13 protein-coding genes are annotated in these 13,849 nt (G+C 61.3%); 8 read left to right on the forward strand and 5 right to left on the reverse strand.

The features are described 5' to 3' along the window. Positions 1 to 16: 16 nt before the first annotated feature. Positions 17 to 1,363 (reverse strand): ABC transporter substrate-binding protein, encoded by a 1,347-nt coding sequence (locus KUV51_RS01860; RefSeq protein ID WP_222519919.1) that lies wholly within the window; start codon positions 1,361 to 1,363, stop codon positions 17 to 19. A gap of 274 nt (positions 1,364 to 1,637) precedes the next feature. Here KUV51_RS01860 and KUV51_RS01865 point away from each other — a divergent pair, with 274 nt between their 5' ends. Beyond that, complete coding sequence (locus tag KUV51_RS01865) at positions 1,638 to 2,651, forward strand: LacI family transcriptional regulator (protein ID WP_222519920.1); 1,014 nt, start codon at positions 1,638 to 1,640, stop codon at positions 2,649 to 2,651. Here the strand turns inward: KUV51_RS01865 and KUV51_RS01870 are convergent. Next, positions 2,648 to 4,243 carry a GMC family oxidoreductase gene (locus tag KUV51_RS01870; RefSeq protein ID WP_222519921.1) on the reverse strand — a complete coding sequence of 532 codons (1,596 nt, stop codon included), beginning with the start codon at positions 4,241 to 4,243 and terminating at the stop codon, positions 2,648 to 2,650. The two genes, KUV51_RS01865 and KUV51_RS01870, sit on opposite strands and share 4 nt — an antisense overlap. 109 nt (positions 4,244 to 4,352) lie before the next feature. On the opposite strand from KUV51_RS01870, the gene KUV51_RS01875 reads away from it, so the two are divergent. From KUV51_RS01875 to KUV51_RS01890, 4 genes are all read left to right on the forward strand, one after another. Next, entirely contained in the window at positions 4,353 to 5,585 is a 1,233-nt protein-coding gene (locus KUV51_RS01875; RefSeq protein ID WP_222519922.1) for a TRAP transporter substrate-binding protein, read from the forward strand. Positions 5,586 to 5,731: 146 nt separating this feature from the next. Continuing rightward, entirely contained in the window at positions 5,732 to 6,403 is a 672-nt protein-coding gene (locus KUV51_RS01880) for a TRAP transporter small permease (protein ID WP_222519923.1), read from the forward strand. Beyond that, a complete protein-coding gene (locus tag KUV51_RS01885; RefSeq protein ID WP_222519924.1) occupies positions 6,400 to 7,758 on the forward strand; it encodes a TRAP transporter large permease in 1,359 nt (452 codons plus the stop codon). The genes KUV51_RS01880 and KUV51_RS01885 overlap by 4 nt, the downstream gene beginning before the upstream one ends. Positions 7,759 to 7,770: 12 nt before the next feature. After that, positions 7,771 to 8,550, forward strand: coding sequence for an IclR family transcriptional regulator (locus tag KUV51_RS01890; protein ID WP_222519925.1), 780 nt, complete (start codon positions 7,771 to 7,773; stop codon positions 8,548 to 8,550). Here KUV51_RS01890 and KUV51_RS01895 read toward each other — a convergent pair. From KUV51_RS01895 to KUV51_RS01905, 3 genes are read right to left on the reverse strand one after another with little or no spacing between them, the layout of a single operon-like run. Further along, entirely contained in the window at positions 8,547 to 9,209 is a 663-nt protein-coding gene (locus KUV51_RS01895) for a GntR family transcriptional regulator (RefSeq protein ID WP_222519926.1), read from the reverse strand. The two genes, KUV51_RS01890 and KUV51_RS01895, sit on opposite strands and share 4 nt — an antisense overlap. Further along, positions 9,209 to 10,222 carry a Gfo/Idh/MocA family protein gene (locus KUV51_RS01900; RefSeq protein WP_222519927.1) on the reverse strand — a complete coding sequence of 338 codons (1,014 nt, stop codon included), beginning with the start codon at positions 10,220 to 10,222 and terminating at the stop codon, positions 9,209 to 9,211. Before KUV51_RS01900 ends, KUV51_RS01895 begins: the two co-directional genes overlap by 1 nt. After that, positions 10,219 to 11,295 carry an isocitrate/isopropylmalate dehydrogenase family protein gene (locus tag KUV51_RS01905; protein WP_222519928.1) on the reverse strand — a complete coding sequence of 359 codons (1,077 nt, stop codon included), beginning with the start codon at positions 11,293 to 11,295 and terminating at the stop codon, positions 10,219 to 10,221. Before KUV51_RS01905 ends, KUV51_RS01900 begins: the two co-directional genes overlap by 4 nt. Positions 11,296 to 11,427: 132 nt before the next feature. Here KUV51_RS01905 and KUV51_RS01910 point away from each other — a divergent pair, with 132 nt between their 5' ends. From KUV51_RS01910 to KUV51_RS01920, 3 genes are all read left to right on the forward strand, one after another. Continuing rightward, entirely contained in the window at positions 11,428 to 11,721 is a 294-nt protein-coding gene (locus KUV51_RS01910) for a putative quinol monooxygenase (RefSeq protein ID WP_222519929.1), read from the forward strand. Then, entirely contained in the window at positions 11,718 to 12,512 is a 795-nt protein-coding gene (locus KUV51_RS01915) for an N-acyl homoserine lactonase family protein (RefSeq protein WP_222519930.1), read from the forward strand. The genes KUV51_RS01910 and KUV51_RS01915 overlap by 4 nt, the downstream gene beginning before the upstream one ends. A gap of 156 nt (positions 12,513 to 12,668) precedes the next feature. Continuing rightward, positions 12,669 to 13,763, forward strand: coding sequence for a patatin-like phospholipase family protein (locus tag KUV51_RS01920; protein WP_222519931.1), 1,095 nt, complete (start codon positions 12,669 to 12,671; stop codon positions 13,761 to 13,763). The last annotated feature ends 86 nt before the right edge of the window (positions 13,764 to 13,849 follow it).

Below are 13,849 nucleotides of genomic sequence, written 5' to 3' on the forward strand. Positions count from 1 at the left end.
GATGACCGCGCGGGCCTTAGTTGATCGCCGACAGCTCGCTGTTCATCGCGGCCACGGCACCAGCGGCATCCACCTCGCCGTCAATATACTGACGCACGATGCGGTTGATCGCCTGGCTGTTGATCATCTTCGATGCGAGCGCCAACTGTCCTTCCGCGACACCCCAGCGCTGGGCCACCTTCAGACCACCCACGATCTCGTCCAGCATCTCGGCGGAATACAGATCTTTCATCGGCGCCTTGCGATCCACACCCACGGGGATCTCCGACCATGCGGCCGAAAACTTGTCCGGCGCATCGGCGGTGCCCGTCCGAACGGGAAATTTGCCTTCGGCGGCGATGGACAGGGTCTGCATATAGCCGTCATTCATCGAAAACTCGACAAAGGCCTGCGCCACCTCGGTGTCCGCATCGGACGTGATCCCGAAATACCGCACATCTCCCCATGCGGCACCGTCCGGGTTCGATGGACCGGCAAAGTTGGTGACGATACCCGTCTTGGCCGCCAACTCCTTGGTCGTCGGATCATCGTTGATGGTGGGTGCTGCGCTGTCACGCAACCCGGCCAACTCGTCAAGAATGAAGGGCGACCAGATGATCATGGCTGCACCACCGGCGAAGTAGATCTCGCGTGACTGCTTCCAATAGAGCTCACCTGGCGGGGATGCTTCAGCAATGGCCTTATAGAAATCCAGCACCTCGGTCGTGGCTGCCACATCCAGTTCCTGGAACCCGCCGTCGCCCACTGGGCTCACGCCATTGGCAAGGAACACATGCTCAAGAACCTGAGACATGAAGTTCTCGTCCACCTTGGTCGCCGCGACAAAGCCATACATCTCCGGCGGATTATGCAGCGCCCCGATCGCGGCCAGCACATTGGCATATGTGTTCGGCGGCTCCAGTCCCTTCTCTTCGAACAGATCCGCGCGATAAACAACCATCTGCGTCCAGCCATCCACGGGGACAGAGGCAATGTCGCCATCATAGGCCGCCATAGACAGCGGCCCTTCGGCAAAGGTGTCGCGGCCAAGACCGTCCACAACTTCGGTTGCGGCCTCGGTGTCCAGAATACCTGCTTCGGCCCATGGCAGCGCATATTGCAGCGAGTGGTAGATCACGTCCGGCAGATCGCCTGCGGCAAAGGCGGCCGTGGCGCGCGTGCCCAAATCGGTTTCGCTGACCGGGATCACTTCGACAGAGTTGCCGGTCGCCTCTTCAAATTGGGCTGCCATCTCCTGCTGTTTGGCAAGCCGCTCGGGCTGTTCCTCGGTTGTCCAGAAACGGATGTCCTCGGCCATTGCGGCGCTTGCGCCCAGCACAAGGGCCATTGCCGTGCCGGTCATCAGACCTTTGGTTGCGGTCATGTGGTGTCCTCCCTTTGATCGTCTTTTGGTTCAGTCGCCTGCGCAGCATCCGAACGGAACCTGCCATAAATGGTCGCAGATAATTGCAACGATGCAATAGATTTCTCCATCACGGAAATTCCCAAAAAATATGAGAAAAATCATATTTTTGCCGCGATGCGGCATCCCATACGCCAAAAAAGTTGCAACGATGCACTTTGATTCGCGGTTGATCGAAGGACCGCAGCCTGTTCTGTTACCTCCAGTGACCAATATCCATTTTCCTAGGCAGGCCATGGCCGACCCGACCCGCAAACCACCGACGCTCAAGACAATTGCCGAGATCACCGGTCTCAGCCTGTCGACCGTGTCGCTGTCCCTGCGCGACGGGTCGCGGTTGAAAAAGGAAACGCGCGACAAGATCGCTCGCGCTGCGGCCGAAGTTGGTTATGTGCCCAATCGTGCGGGCGTACGTTTACGTACGGGTCAGACCAACGTCCTGACGCTGGTGCTGTCACCGGCCAAGAACACCATCGACTACACACGCCAGATGATCGAAGGGATCGGGGCGCACCTGTCCGGCACCAAGTATCACCTGAACGTCATCCCTGACCTGCAGGGCGCCACGCCCGAGGACTCAGTGCGCTACGTGCTGCAAAACCGCACGTCCGACGGAATCATCCTGACCCACACCAGTGCGCGTGACCCCAGGGTGCAGATGTTGATCGACGCGGATTTTCCTTTTGTCTCGCACGGGCGGACAGAGTTCTATGCTGCCCATGCCTTCCACGACTTTCATGCCGAGCGGTATGTCGAGATGGCTGTGGAACGGTTAATCGCGCGCGGGCGCAAGCGCTTCGTTCTCGTGGCCGAGGATGACGCCACCACCAACTTTGCCAAGATCACTGGCGGCTTTCACCGCGCGCTGGCAGGGCATGGCATGACCGGAGAGGTGGCGACGGAAACCGGTATCCTGATCTCAACCGATACGGCCCGCGCCTTTGGGCAGTCGCTTGCGCAACGCGGGGACCCTTTCGATGCGATCATCAGTAACAATGAGTTGGCGACCCTCGCCCTGATGGGCGGTATGGCCGACAAAGGTCAGGCGCTGGGCCGCGATTATGACCTGATCTGCCGCCAGACGACCCAGATCCTGCCCACGCTCTATCCGCAGATCGACACAGTGGCCGAGGATCTGGTGGCGACAGGCCGCGAACTGGCCCGTCTGCTGATTGATCGCGTCTCGGGCGTGCCGGTGGATCAGTTGCAAACCCTGCACGAACCCGAGCCGCTCTGGCGCAGCGGTTAAGCCACGCCGCGGATCAGGTCCGATGCCTTTTCGCCGATCATGATGGCAGGGGCATTGGTGTTGCCGCTTACGATCTCCGGCATGATTGAACAATCCGCAACCCGCAAGCCGGTTATGCCGTGCACACGTAGCTGATCATCCACCACTGCGCTCTTGTCCGACCCCATTTTGCAAGTGCCGGTCGGGTGATAGATTGATGCTGTATTGTTGCGCGCCCAGTCCAGCGTTGCCTCGTAATCGTCCATGGGCAAGTCTGCGTGGGGCCGATATTCTTCCGAGATTTTCGAGGTCAGCGGCGCATGGCGGGCGATATTCCGCGCAATATTGACCCCGTCGACCACCGTACGGCAGTCGGTTTCGGTGCTCAGGTAGTTCGCGATGATCTTCGGATAGGTGCGCCCGTCCTTGCTTTGGAGCCGAATCTCCCCCTTTGATTCGGGCCGAAGCTGGCACACCGACATGGTGAAGGCCGAAAACGGGTCAGCGCCTTTGCCGGGGTTTTCGGCAGAAAGAGGCTGGACGTGGAACTGGATATCCGGCGTCTCGAGATCCTCCCGCGTCTTCATGAACCCGGTGGCGAGGCTCGCCGCCATGGTCATCGGACCGGCCCTGAACATCATGTATTTGAGGCCGATCTTGGCCTGCCCGAACAGGCTCGACACCTCGTCGTTCAGCGTGGGTTCGTTACACTTGTAGACAAGCCGCGCCTGCAGGTGATCCTGCAGGTTCTTGCCCACGCCTGGCAGGTCGGCAACCACGTCGATCCCATGCTCCTGAAGTTGGGCAGCTTCCCCGATTCCCGACAGCATCAGAAGCTGCGGCGAGTTGATGGAACCGCCTGACAGGATCACCTCCTTGCGGGCCTTCACGGTCTGCCATGTCCCGCCCTTGTCGCGGTAGGACACACCCGTCACCTTCTTGCCATCCAGCTCGATTTTTTCGACCTGGGCATGGGTGACGATGTTCAGATTCTCGCGGCTGCGGGCCGGGTTCAGGAACGCCACGGCAGACGAACACCGCCGTCCGTTGCGGGCGGTTAATTGAAAGAAACCAACACCTTCCTGATCCGCGCCGTTGTAATCGGGGTTGAACTTGTAGCCTGCCGCCTGTGCGGCGGCGACCCACGCATCGGTGATCGGTCGCTGGATGCGCATGTTGGATACCGACAGGTTTCCCTGGTCGCCGTGAAACTCGTCCGCGCCTCGCTCGTTCTTCTCCGACCGCTTGAAAAGGGGCAGCACATCGTCCCACGCCCAGCCGCGATTGCCCATCTGCGCCCAGCGGTCATAGTCCTGCGGCTGGCCCCTGACATAGAGCAGCCCGTTCAGCGATGATGAGCCGCCGAGCACCTTGCCACGCGGCCACTCGATGGACCGTCCATTCAGGCCCGGATCGGGCTCGGTCTTGTAGCACCAGTCGACATTCGGATTGTGGATCGTCTTGAAGTACCCCACGGGAATGTGAATCCACGGATTCCAGTCCCGGCCGCCTGCTTCAAGCAAGACAACCTTGGTGTTTGGGTCCTCGCTCAGGCGATTTGCAATCACGCAACCAGAGCTTCCGGCACCCACGATGACATAATCGGCTTCCAAAACGACCCCTCCCGAACTTAAAGTCAAAAAAAGACTAGGCAGATTGTTTTCGCTGCGCTAGCCTTTTCTGAGATAAAACGTCTCAATAATGCGTATCAGGGAGGATTGCATGAAACTTGAGAAAAACCTCGCGGGCATTTCGCGCCGCGATCTGTTCCGTGTGGCTGGTCGGTATGGCCTGAGCTCCACGCTGCTTGCAGCGGGTAGCTTCGGTGGTGCGATGAGCCTTGCCAATCTGGCTGCGGCGGCAGAATCAACCTACGAAAAACGGTTCGCGAAAGAGCCCAAGCACGTGCTGAAATTTGGCGCTGCCGGCTTCAACCAGCAGAACCTGCTGATCGAGCGCGCAGGCTGCCTTGAGTTCGCCCGCGACCTTGAAGAACGCACAGACGGTGAGATTCGCATCGAGTTCATCGGCAACAACCAGATCTGCGGTCAGCTCTCTTGCGTTGAAAAAGCGCAGCAGGGGATCGTCGACCTCTACGCCGCGTCGACCCAGAACTCCGCCGGTGGTGCACCCTATCTGAACGTGCTGGACTATGCCTACATGTTCCGCAGCCGGGCCGACCAGTACTACTTCATGTACAGCCCGGACAGCCAGCGCATCCTGCGCGACCCGTTCGAGAAGCGTCACGGCCTGAAGTTCCTCTTCACCCACGCCGAACTGCGCGGGATCCAGCTGGGCCTGGCGTGGGAAGACAAGCCCACGGTCGACAACATCGATGTTCTGCGCGGCACCAAGAACCGCGTGACCGGCACGCAGCTTGGCCGTATTGCCATGAACGCGCTTGGCCTGAACCCTGTGCCCGTGGCATGGGAAGAAACCCTCGACGGTCTGAAGCAGGGCCTGATCGATGGCGCCGAAACATGGGCATCGGCCGTGGCCTACGCCAACATGTCGCCCGTCGTCAGCCAATGTGTCGACCTGCGTTTCTTCTGCGGCACAGAACACACCGCCATGAACGCGCAAAGCTTCGACAACCTGTCGGGCGAGCTGCAAGACGCGGTGATGGAATCGTCCTACCTGACACAGGTGCACGTCCAGGCCGCAAACGAAGCTGCGCTGGTCAACACCGTTGGTTTCTCGCACCCGCACCAGGGTCCGGACACCATCTTTGCCCAGAACAACGTGCGCGTCGCCGCATTGTCCGACGCAGAGATCAAGAAAGCGGAAGAGCAGTGCTCGCCCGAGTTCCAACCGCAACTGTGGGAGCAGTGGCGCGAGCGGATCAACGGTTGGGCCGACGGCATCGACACGTACCAGGAAATCTACGACGGTGTTCGCCAGAACCCGCACACCCTGGCCGAGAACGTCGAGCCCCGCCGCTGGTGGCGCGGTTAATCCGCCGACCGGATTTCTCGCAAAATCAAATGCTTGGGCATCTTTGCCCAGGCAACAATCCATGCCGGTCCACACCGGCGTGGATTTCCGTGTCCTGACACGACAAGATGTCGGAACGGCTATGCAAGGCACGAGGGAGGTGCATCATGGACATGATCGCGGGCATGGGAGAGATCATCTCAGCCCTAATGACAGCCGACTCATTCGAGATGCAAACCGCTCTGCGCGGCAATGCCGGAATGTGGCCGCTGGGTTTCATCGTCACCTTCTTGGGCGGCGTCTTGGTCGCGCTGCTTTATCGCGCGGTCCCCTTCATCGAACGCAACTTGGAACCGGCCGTGATGGTTATCGCGTACCTCGCTATCGGCTACATCATCTTTGCGGGCGTGATCCAGCGTTTCTACCTCAGCGGCCAGCCTGCCTGGTCGACGACGCTGCCACCCTTCCTGTTCCTCATTATGACCTGGGTCGGGTGCAGCTATAACGTCAAGCTGCGCACGCACCTCGCCTTTGCCGAGTTCCGCCGCGGATCACCGCGGGTCGTTCAATTCGCCCTTCTGATCCTCGATGCCATATTGTGGTTCTGCTTTGCGTGGATCGTGGTTGTCACCACATCGCAGGAAACCGTCCGTGCTGCGGCCAACTTTGCCATCATGCTCGGCACCGACAACGTGATGCAGTGGTGGTTCCTGGGCACCGTGCCCATCGCATTTATTCTGCTGACCGCTCGCGTGTTCGAAAACCTCGTGAAAGACATCAACAAATACCGCAATGGCAACGAGATGATCGAAGCCGCTGTGATCGGAGGTGACGCATGAGCGATCCAACCCTCATCACGCTGATTTCCATCGGCGTTACCCTGTTCTTCATGATGGGCGTGCCGGTGTTCCTGGTCATCGCCTACTGGGTCATCGGCATGTCCTACGTTCTGGACCTGCAACTGCTGAACATGGGCGCAGCCCTGCAGGACGTGTTTACGGACGGCTTTGCGCTTCTGGCCATGCCGCTCTTCATCCTGACAGGTGACTTGATCAACCGCTCGGGCATCGCCCGGCGACTGTCGGACTTTGCCTATGCCTGCCTCGGCTGGATCAGGGGCGGCCTCGCCATGGCCTCGCTGGGTGCTTGCGGCCTCTTCGCCGCGATCTCCGGCTCGAACTCGGCCACGACGGCCACCATCGGTTCGATGCTGCACCCCGAAATGGTCAAGGGCGGCTATGACGAACGCTTCTCTGCCGCGACAGCGGCTGCGGGCGGCACCGTCGGCATCATCATCCCGCCGTCGATCATCTTCATCGTCTACGGCTTCCTGATGAACCTGCCCATCTCGGACCTGTTCGTTGCCGGTATCATCCCCGGCTCGCTCATGGTTCTGGGCATGATGCTCGCCTGCTTCATCATCTGCTGGCGCAACGGCTGGGGCTACCTGATTGCCCTGTCGCCCTTCCGGGTGTTCAAAACCGGTCTCGGCGCCTGGCTCGGCTTCTTCGCCATCGGCCTTGTGCTCTGGGGCATCTACACCGGCAAGTTCTCTCCCACCGAAGCGGCGGGCGTGACCGTGGGCTTCGGCATCATCGCGGGCCTCGTGAGCTGGGTGATCTCCAAGACACTCAACATGGACCAGAGCAAGGATTGGTCGGAAAAATCCGCCGTCTCAATGCTGGTGGTCGAAGGGTTCACCATCCCGCAGATACCCGGCATCGTCATGCGCTCGGCCCAGATCACGGGCATCCTCGCGCCGCTGATCGCCATCTCGGTTGTGATGCAGCAGATCCTGTCGCTTCTGGGCGCGCAGGAGGTGATCGGCAACTTCGTGACGTCGATGGGCGGGTTCTACCCGGTCCTGTTCACGGCCATGGCCATCGTGTTCATCTTCGGCATGGTTCTGGAATCACTGCCTGTGACGATCATCCTCGCCCCGATCCTTGCGCCGATTGCGGCCAATATCGGCGTCGATCCGATCCACTTTGCCGTGATCTTTCTCGTGGGGGCCTCCATCGGCTTCATCACTCCGCCTTACGGCCTGAACCTATACGTTGCGTCAGGCGTGACAGGCGTTCCCTACTTCAAGCTCTTGCGCTATACGGTGCCCTATCTGTTTGCTCTGATTTCAGTGTGGATCCTGGTGTCGCTGGTCCCTGACCTAGCCCTGATCCTGCTGCCGGAAAGATAAACCGTACGCGCCATGCCCGACGATCACCGCCCCCGCAAGGAAAGCCAAATCCCCACCAATCTGCGTCTGCTGATGGTGATGGAGGAGGTCGCCAAGCGCGGGGTGGCCGTCAAACCGACAGACCTGATCGATGCATTGGGTCTGCCGAAACCCACCGTCCACCGTCTGCTACAGACGGCCGAGGCCGAGGGGTTCCTGCAACGCGACCTCGACGGTCGCAGCTACGGCCCCGGGCCCCGTCTGCGGGCCCTGGCCATCAGCACAGTGTCATCCGAGCATCTGCGCACCGCGCGCCTCACGATCCTGCGCAGCGTGGCCGAAGAGGTGGGCGAGACGTGCAACCTCGCCACTGCCGACCGCGAGGGGATGACCTATCTCGACCGTGTCGAAACCCAATGGCCGCTGCGCATCCAACTGCCCATCGGCAGCCAAGTCCCGTTCCACTGCACAGCATCGGGCAAGATGTACCTCTCGACCCTGCGCCCGCACATTCTGCGCACCGTCCTGACCGCCCGCCCGCTCGAGGCGCATACCGAGGGCACACTCACAGACATCGACGCCATCAAGGCCGAGCTGGAAACGACCCGCATGCGGGGCTATTCCACCGATAATGAAGAGTTCATGCCGGGCATGGCTGCCGTCGCCGTTCCCATCTGGGACGGGCAGGGCAAGCTGCTCGCAACGCTATCGGCCCACGCGCCCATCCAACGCCGCAGCCTCGTGGACCTGATCGACTTCCTGCCGGCCCTCCGGCGCGGGTCCGAAGAACTGACCAAGCTCCACACCTCCTAGAGCCCATGAAACTGGTGCTTCTCCAAAAGCGCCACCAACATATCCCGCGCCGCCTGCCGATGCGCGTGGTGCGTGTCATGCGCCGTCTTCGCATCCCCCCGCGCGATGGCCTGATAGACCACCCGATGATCCTCGTTCGACTGTTTCGGCTTGGGCCGCATGAATAGCGTTGTCGCCCGCGCCCGCCGCACCTGATCGCGCATCACCGACACCACCATGCTCAGCCGCGCATTGCGCCCCAGCCGCACCAACTCGCGATGAAACCGGTCATCCGCCTCGGCCCAGGCGCGCAGATCATCGCGCGCAAGCGCCCCATCCATATCCCGAATGGCCGTCGCCAGATTGGCCAAATCCGCCTTCGAATACTGCGCCTCCGCCGCCCGTGCGGCTGCCAGGCTCTCCAATTCCGTCAGGATGTCGTAAATCTCCGCCATATCCGCCGCCGACACAGGGGTGATCCGAATACCCCGGCGCGGGCGCATCTCGACCAGCCCCTGCGCCTGCAACATCAACGCCGCCTCGCGCACCGGCGTGCGCGACATGCCCAGCTTCTCGGCCAACTCCGTCTCAAGATGATCGGACCCCGGCGGCAACTCTCCGGCAAAGATCATCTGGCGCAGCGCCGACACGGCCCGTTCCACATTGCTCATGGCCCCCATCACGCCTCCTCCAGCACGATCTTCCGTCCCGCGTCAGCCGAGGCATAGATCGCATCCTTCACCGCAATCACCCGCAGATAGTCCCGCGCCTCATTCTCCAACGCCGTGCCATCCACCATCGCGCGGATCACATGCGATTGCAGCGCATGCACGCAATCCCCGCCAAACCCGTCCCACGTATCGGGACCAAGCACCGTCTCAACCACATCCGAACCAAACCCGCGCCGCGTCACCGACCCATCCCCATGCAAGGACAACTCCCCGCGCGTCCCCTCGATCAACGCCTCACCCATCGTCCGGCGCAGATTGTCCGCCACATGATCCAGATGCCGGTTCCCGTCAAAGAGCGCCCGCACCGGCCCATGATCAAAGATCACATGCCCCGCATCCTCCCCCGCAATCACAGGGTTGATCCGGCGCAAATCAGCATAAACAGCCTCCGCGGGCCCAAACAGATAGGCAAAGGTATCCACCCAATGCACCGCCGTCTCATGCACGAGAAAGCGGGGCATCTTCTGAAAATAGGGCTGCCGGTCCAGATAGGCCTCCGGCCCCTGACCATCGCCGGGGCGCAAACGAAAGGTCGCGTTCAGCACCTCGCCAATCGCCCCGGCCTCCAGTTCCGCCTTGATGGCGCGATACCACGGCTGAAACCGAAAATTCTCATGCACCACCAACCGCGCCCCGGCGGCGTACGCCTCGGCGACAATCCCGCGCGCTTCCTTCAGATCCATGCAAAACGGCTTCTGACAAATGATCCACTTCACGCCCGCCGTCAGTGCAGCCCGGATGGTCGCCGCATGGGCGGGCGGCGGCAGGATCACATCCAGCAGATCAGGCGCGGCTTCGGTGAGCATCGCCCCCAGATCGTCAAAGGCAGGCGCACCCGTCGCCGCCGCCTTCTCGCGATCCAGATCGCAGGCCCCAACAACCTCAACGCCCTCCATCCGCGCCCAACTGCCATAGTGAAACTGGCTGAAATAGCCTGCCCCGACGCAGGCAACCCGTATCATGCCAGCGCCTCCTGAATGGCGGCCACTACCTGCGCCGTGTCTGCCGAGCCGCCCAAGTCTCTGGTCAGCATATGCCCCTCGGACACCACGGAATCCACCGCATCGCGCAACCGCTTTGCATCGGCGGCCATGACAGGCACGTCATGCCGCCCGGCCAGCCACTCCAGCATCATCGCGCCAGACAGGATCATCGCCATCGGGTTCGCAACACCTTGGCCCGCAATATCCGGGGCCGACCCATGGCAAGGCTGAAACACGGCATGATCGGTCCCGATGTCCGCCGAAGGTGCAAGGCCCAAGCCCCCCATCAATCCGGCCCCCAGATCAGACAAGATGTCACCAAACATGTTCTCCGTGACCATCACGTCGAACGACCAGGGCCGCTCGACCATCCACAAGGCGGTCGCATCGACATAAGCATGATCCGCCTCGATCTCCGGATGCTTCGCAGCCTCCGCATCGAACATCTCACGAAAGAACGCGAAAGCGCGGAACACATTGGCCTTGTCCACGCAGGTCACCTTGCCCGGACCCTGACCCGACGCCTTGCGCGCCTGCGCCATGTCAAAGGCAAAGCGGAACAACGGTTCAGAAATCTCCCGCGTGATCCGCAAGGTCTCGCGCGCCTCATCCGCCTCAACCTCCCCGCAGCCTTGGGTGTAAAACAGCCCCTCCGTGCTCTCCCGGATCAGCACGAAATCCACCGGCTTGTCCGTGGCCAGCGGCGTCGGCTGACCGGGCCGGATCGTAACGGGCCGCACCCCGGCAAACAGCGTCAACGCCTTGCGCAACTCAATCTGTGGCGCAATCTCGGTCCCGTCCTCATAGCGGATGCTGGGCAGACCCATCGCCGACAGCAGGATCGCGTCCGCCGCACGCGCACCGTCCATCGACGCCGCGGGCAGGCTCTCACCGGTCTTGGCATAATGCGCAGCCCCGGCAGGCAGGTGGTTCCAGTTCAGCGCATAGCCTGAGCCGGATGCCAACTCATCCAGCAGTTTCACGGTCGGCGCCATGATCTCCGGCCCGATCCCATCCCCCTCGAACACGGCGATATCAAAGGTTTTGGTCATGGCACGGGTCCCTTTCGGCATAGTCTGATGAAAAGCGACTCGCTTCTCGTATGCATCTGTGTATACATTAACGCATGATTTATCAAATACTCTTCCGCATCCATTGCGCAAGGCCACCAGAAGGACCCCCTCATGCCCTACGCCGTCACCGTGATCTTCGACCTCAAACCGGGCACGCAGGCGGCCTTCATGCCGCTGATCCTGAACAACGCCCGCTGTTCGGCGCGGGATGAGCCGGGATGCCAACAGTTCGATGTCTGCACGGACCCCAGCCAGCCCGACACCGTCTTCCTCTACGAACTCTACGACGATCTGGCGGCGTTCGAGGCGCACCAGCAGATGCCGCACTACCTCGAAACCGGACCCAAAATCAGTGACATGATCGCAAACAAGACGCTGAAAACATACGAAAAGGTCGACAGATGACCTACGAGGTCTACGCCATCAAATATGCCGAACAGACGGCGCGGGTGCGTGGCGACAACTACATGTTCGACGACAATCACGACACGCCGGACCCGATCGACTTCTACATGTGGCTCATCCGGGGCGAGGGGCGGGTGATCCTCGTCGACACTGGCTTTGACGCCGCCGAAGGGCAGGCGCGCGGCCGCCCCATCCGCCTTGATCCGGGCGAGGCGCTGAAGCCCTTCGGCCTGCAACCCGATGACGTGACCGAGATCATTGTCACCCACCTCCACTTCGATCACGCAGGCGGTTTGCACCTCTTCCCCAACGCGCAACTGCACCTGCAAACGGCCGAGATGGCCTATGCCACCGGCCCCTGCATGTGCCACGACGCGCTGCGCTTTCCCTTCACCGTGGGCCACGTGGTTGAGGCGGTGCAGCGGCTTTATTCCGGCAAGGTCATCTTCCACGATGGCGACAGCGAGATTGCGGACGGCATCACTGTCCACCGGGTCGGCGGGCATACAAAGGGGATGCAGGCGGTGCGGGTGCGCACGCAGGCGGGTTGGCTCGTGCTGGCCTCGGATGCTGCGCATTTCTACGGCAATTTCCTGCAAGGCGTGCCGTTCCCAATCGTCGTCGACATGCAGGACATGCTGGACGGATTTGCCACGATCCAGAGGCTTGCGAGCGCACCCAAGCTGGTGGTGCCGGGCCATGATCCGCTGGTGCGCCAGCATTTCCCCGCGGGGATGGCCGAGCATGTCACGCGGCTGGACGTTGGGCCGCTGACCGACCCGACGCTGTAACAAAACCGCTCGGAAAACAGGCGAAAATGCGCAGATTGCCCCAGCGATTTGCGCGTTTTCTCACGTGATCGAGAGAACACCGTCGCAAAGTTGTTGCGCGGAACTGGCATCCTTACCTGTGGTCCAACATGGGTCCGCATGAGAGGGAACGCCATCATGTCCGCCACAAATGGCCGCGCCAAACGGCACGAGAAGTCCATCAACCTCGCCCTGCAGGGCGGAGGGTCGCACGGGGCCTTCACCTGGGGCGTGCTGGACCGAATGTTCGAAGAGGACCGGCTGTGGATCGAAGCCATTAGCGGTACCTCTGCCGGAGCCATGAACGCGGTAGTCGCGACACAAGGCATGTATGACGCGGGCGCTGCCGGCGCGCGACAGGCGCTGGAGGATTTTTGGCGCGCGGTCAGCCGCGCGGGCCAGGGCAGCCCGATCAAGCGCACGCCGCTCGACATGATGCTGGGGTCGTGGTCGCTTGATGCTTCGCCCGGCTATCTGATGATGGATATGATGAGCCGGATGGCGTCGCCCTACGATCTGAACCCGCTGGGGTTCAATCCGCTGCGCGACGTCGTGGACGATTTCATCGACTTCGACAAGGTCGCGAAATGCGATGATATGGGGCTCTATATCTCGGCGACGAATGTCGAGACGGGTCGTGCGCGCGTGTTCCACCGGCACGAGGTGACGCTGGATGTGGTCATGGCTTCGGCCTGCCTGCCCAGCATGTTCAAGGCTGTGGAGATTGACGGGGTGCCCTATTGGGATGGCGGGTTCATGGGGAACCCGGTGCTCTTTCCCTTCATCGACCACTCGCCCTCGTCTGACATCGTGATCGTGCAGATCAACCCGCTGAAGCGCCCCGGCACGCCGCGACGGGCGCGGGACATTCAGAACCGGGTGAACGAGATCACGTTCAACGCCTCGCTTCTGCGGGACTTGCGCACCATCGACCTGATCCACCGACTGATCGAGGAGGGCGCGTTGTCGGACGAGGACTACCGGGTGATGAACATGCACATGATCGACGGATGTGATGACATGCTGGCGCTGGATGCCTCGTCCAAGCTGAATTCGGAATGGGCGTTTCTGATCCATCTGCGCGACATGGGGCGAGACCATGCGGACCGCTGGCTGCGCACGCATTTCGACAAGATCGAGAAAGAAAGCACCCTGGATCTGCGCGAGATGTTTGACGACTTCGGCGCGCCGCACGGGGCCAACGTGGTCGAGCTGAAATCGTGGCGGGGATGATCTGTCCCCGCGGGGACAAACAAGTGAAATCTTGCGTTCTCAATGGCTTGCGGGGCGCGTTAACCACTATTTAACCGTGGTGGCAG

Origin of the sequence: Tateyamaria omphalii (assembly GCF_019802125.1) — a bacterium.
Classification (GTDB): Bacteria; Pseudomonadota; Alphaproteobacteria; order Rhodobacterales; family Rhodobacteraceae; genus Tateyamaria; species Tateyamaria omphalii_B.

Excerpts from the sequence above, each read along its gene's own strand:
- KUV51_RS01860 (WP_222519919.1), bottom strand. The coding sequence starts at position 1,363 with ATGACCGCAACCAAAGGTCTGATGACCGGCACGGCAATGGCCCTTGTG.
- KUV51_RS01865 (WP_222519920.1), top strand. The coding sequence starts at position 1,638 with ATGGCCGACCCGACCCGCAAACCACCGACGCTCAAGACAATTGCCGAG.
- KUV51_RS01875 (WP_222519922.1), top strand. The coding sequence starts at position 4,353 with ATGAAACTTGAGAAAAACCTCGCGGGCATTTCGCGCCGCGATCTGTTC.
- KUV51_RS01880 (WP_222519923.1), top strand. The coding sequence starts at position 5,732 with ATGGACATGATCGCGGGCATGGGAGAGATCATCTCAGCCCTAATGACA.
- KUV51_RS01885 (WP_222519924.1), top strand. The coding sequence starts at position 6,400 with ATGAGCGATCCAACCCTCATCACGCTGATTTCCATCGGCGTTACCCTG.
- KUV51_RS01890 (WP_222519925.1), top strand. The coding sequence starts at position 7,771 with ATGCCCGACGATCACCGCCCCCGCAAGGAAAGCCAAATCCCCACCAAT.
- KUV51_RS01895 (WP_222519926.1), bottom strand. The coding sequence starts at position 9,209 with ATGGGGGCCATGAGCAATGTGGAACGGGCCGTGTCGGCGCTGCGCCAG.
- KUV51_RS01900 (WP_222519927.1), bottom strand. The coding sequence starts at position 10,222 with ATGATACGGGTTGCCTGCGTCGGGGCAGGCTATTTCAGCCAGTTTCAC.
- KUV51_RS01905 (WP_222519928.1), bottom strand. The coding sequence starts at position 11,295 with ATGACCAAAACCTTTGATATCGCCGTGTTCGAGGGGGATGGGATCGGG.
- KUV51_RS01910 (WP_222519929.1), top strand. The coding sequence starts at position 11,428 with ATGCCCTACGCCGTCACCGTGATCTTCGACCTCAAACCGGGCACGCAG.
- KUV51_RS01915 (WP_222519930.1), top strand. The coding sequence starts at position 11,718 with ATGACCTACGAGGTCTACGCCATCAAATATGCCGAACAGACGGCGCGG.
- KUV51_RS01920 (WP_222519931.1), top strand. The coding sequence starts at position 12,669 with ATGTCCGCCACAAATGGCCGCGCCAAACGGCACGAGAAGTCCATCAAC.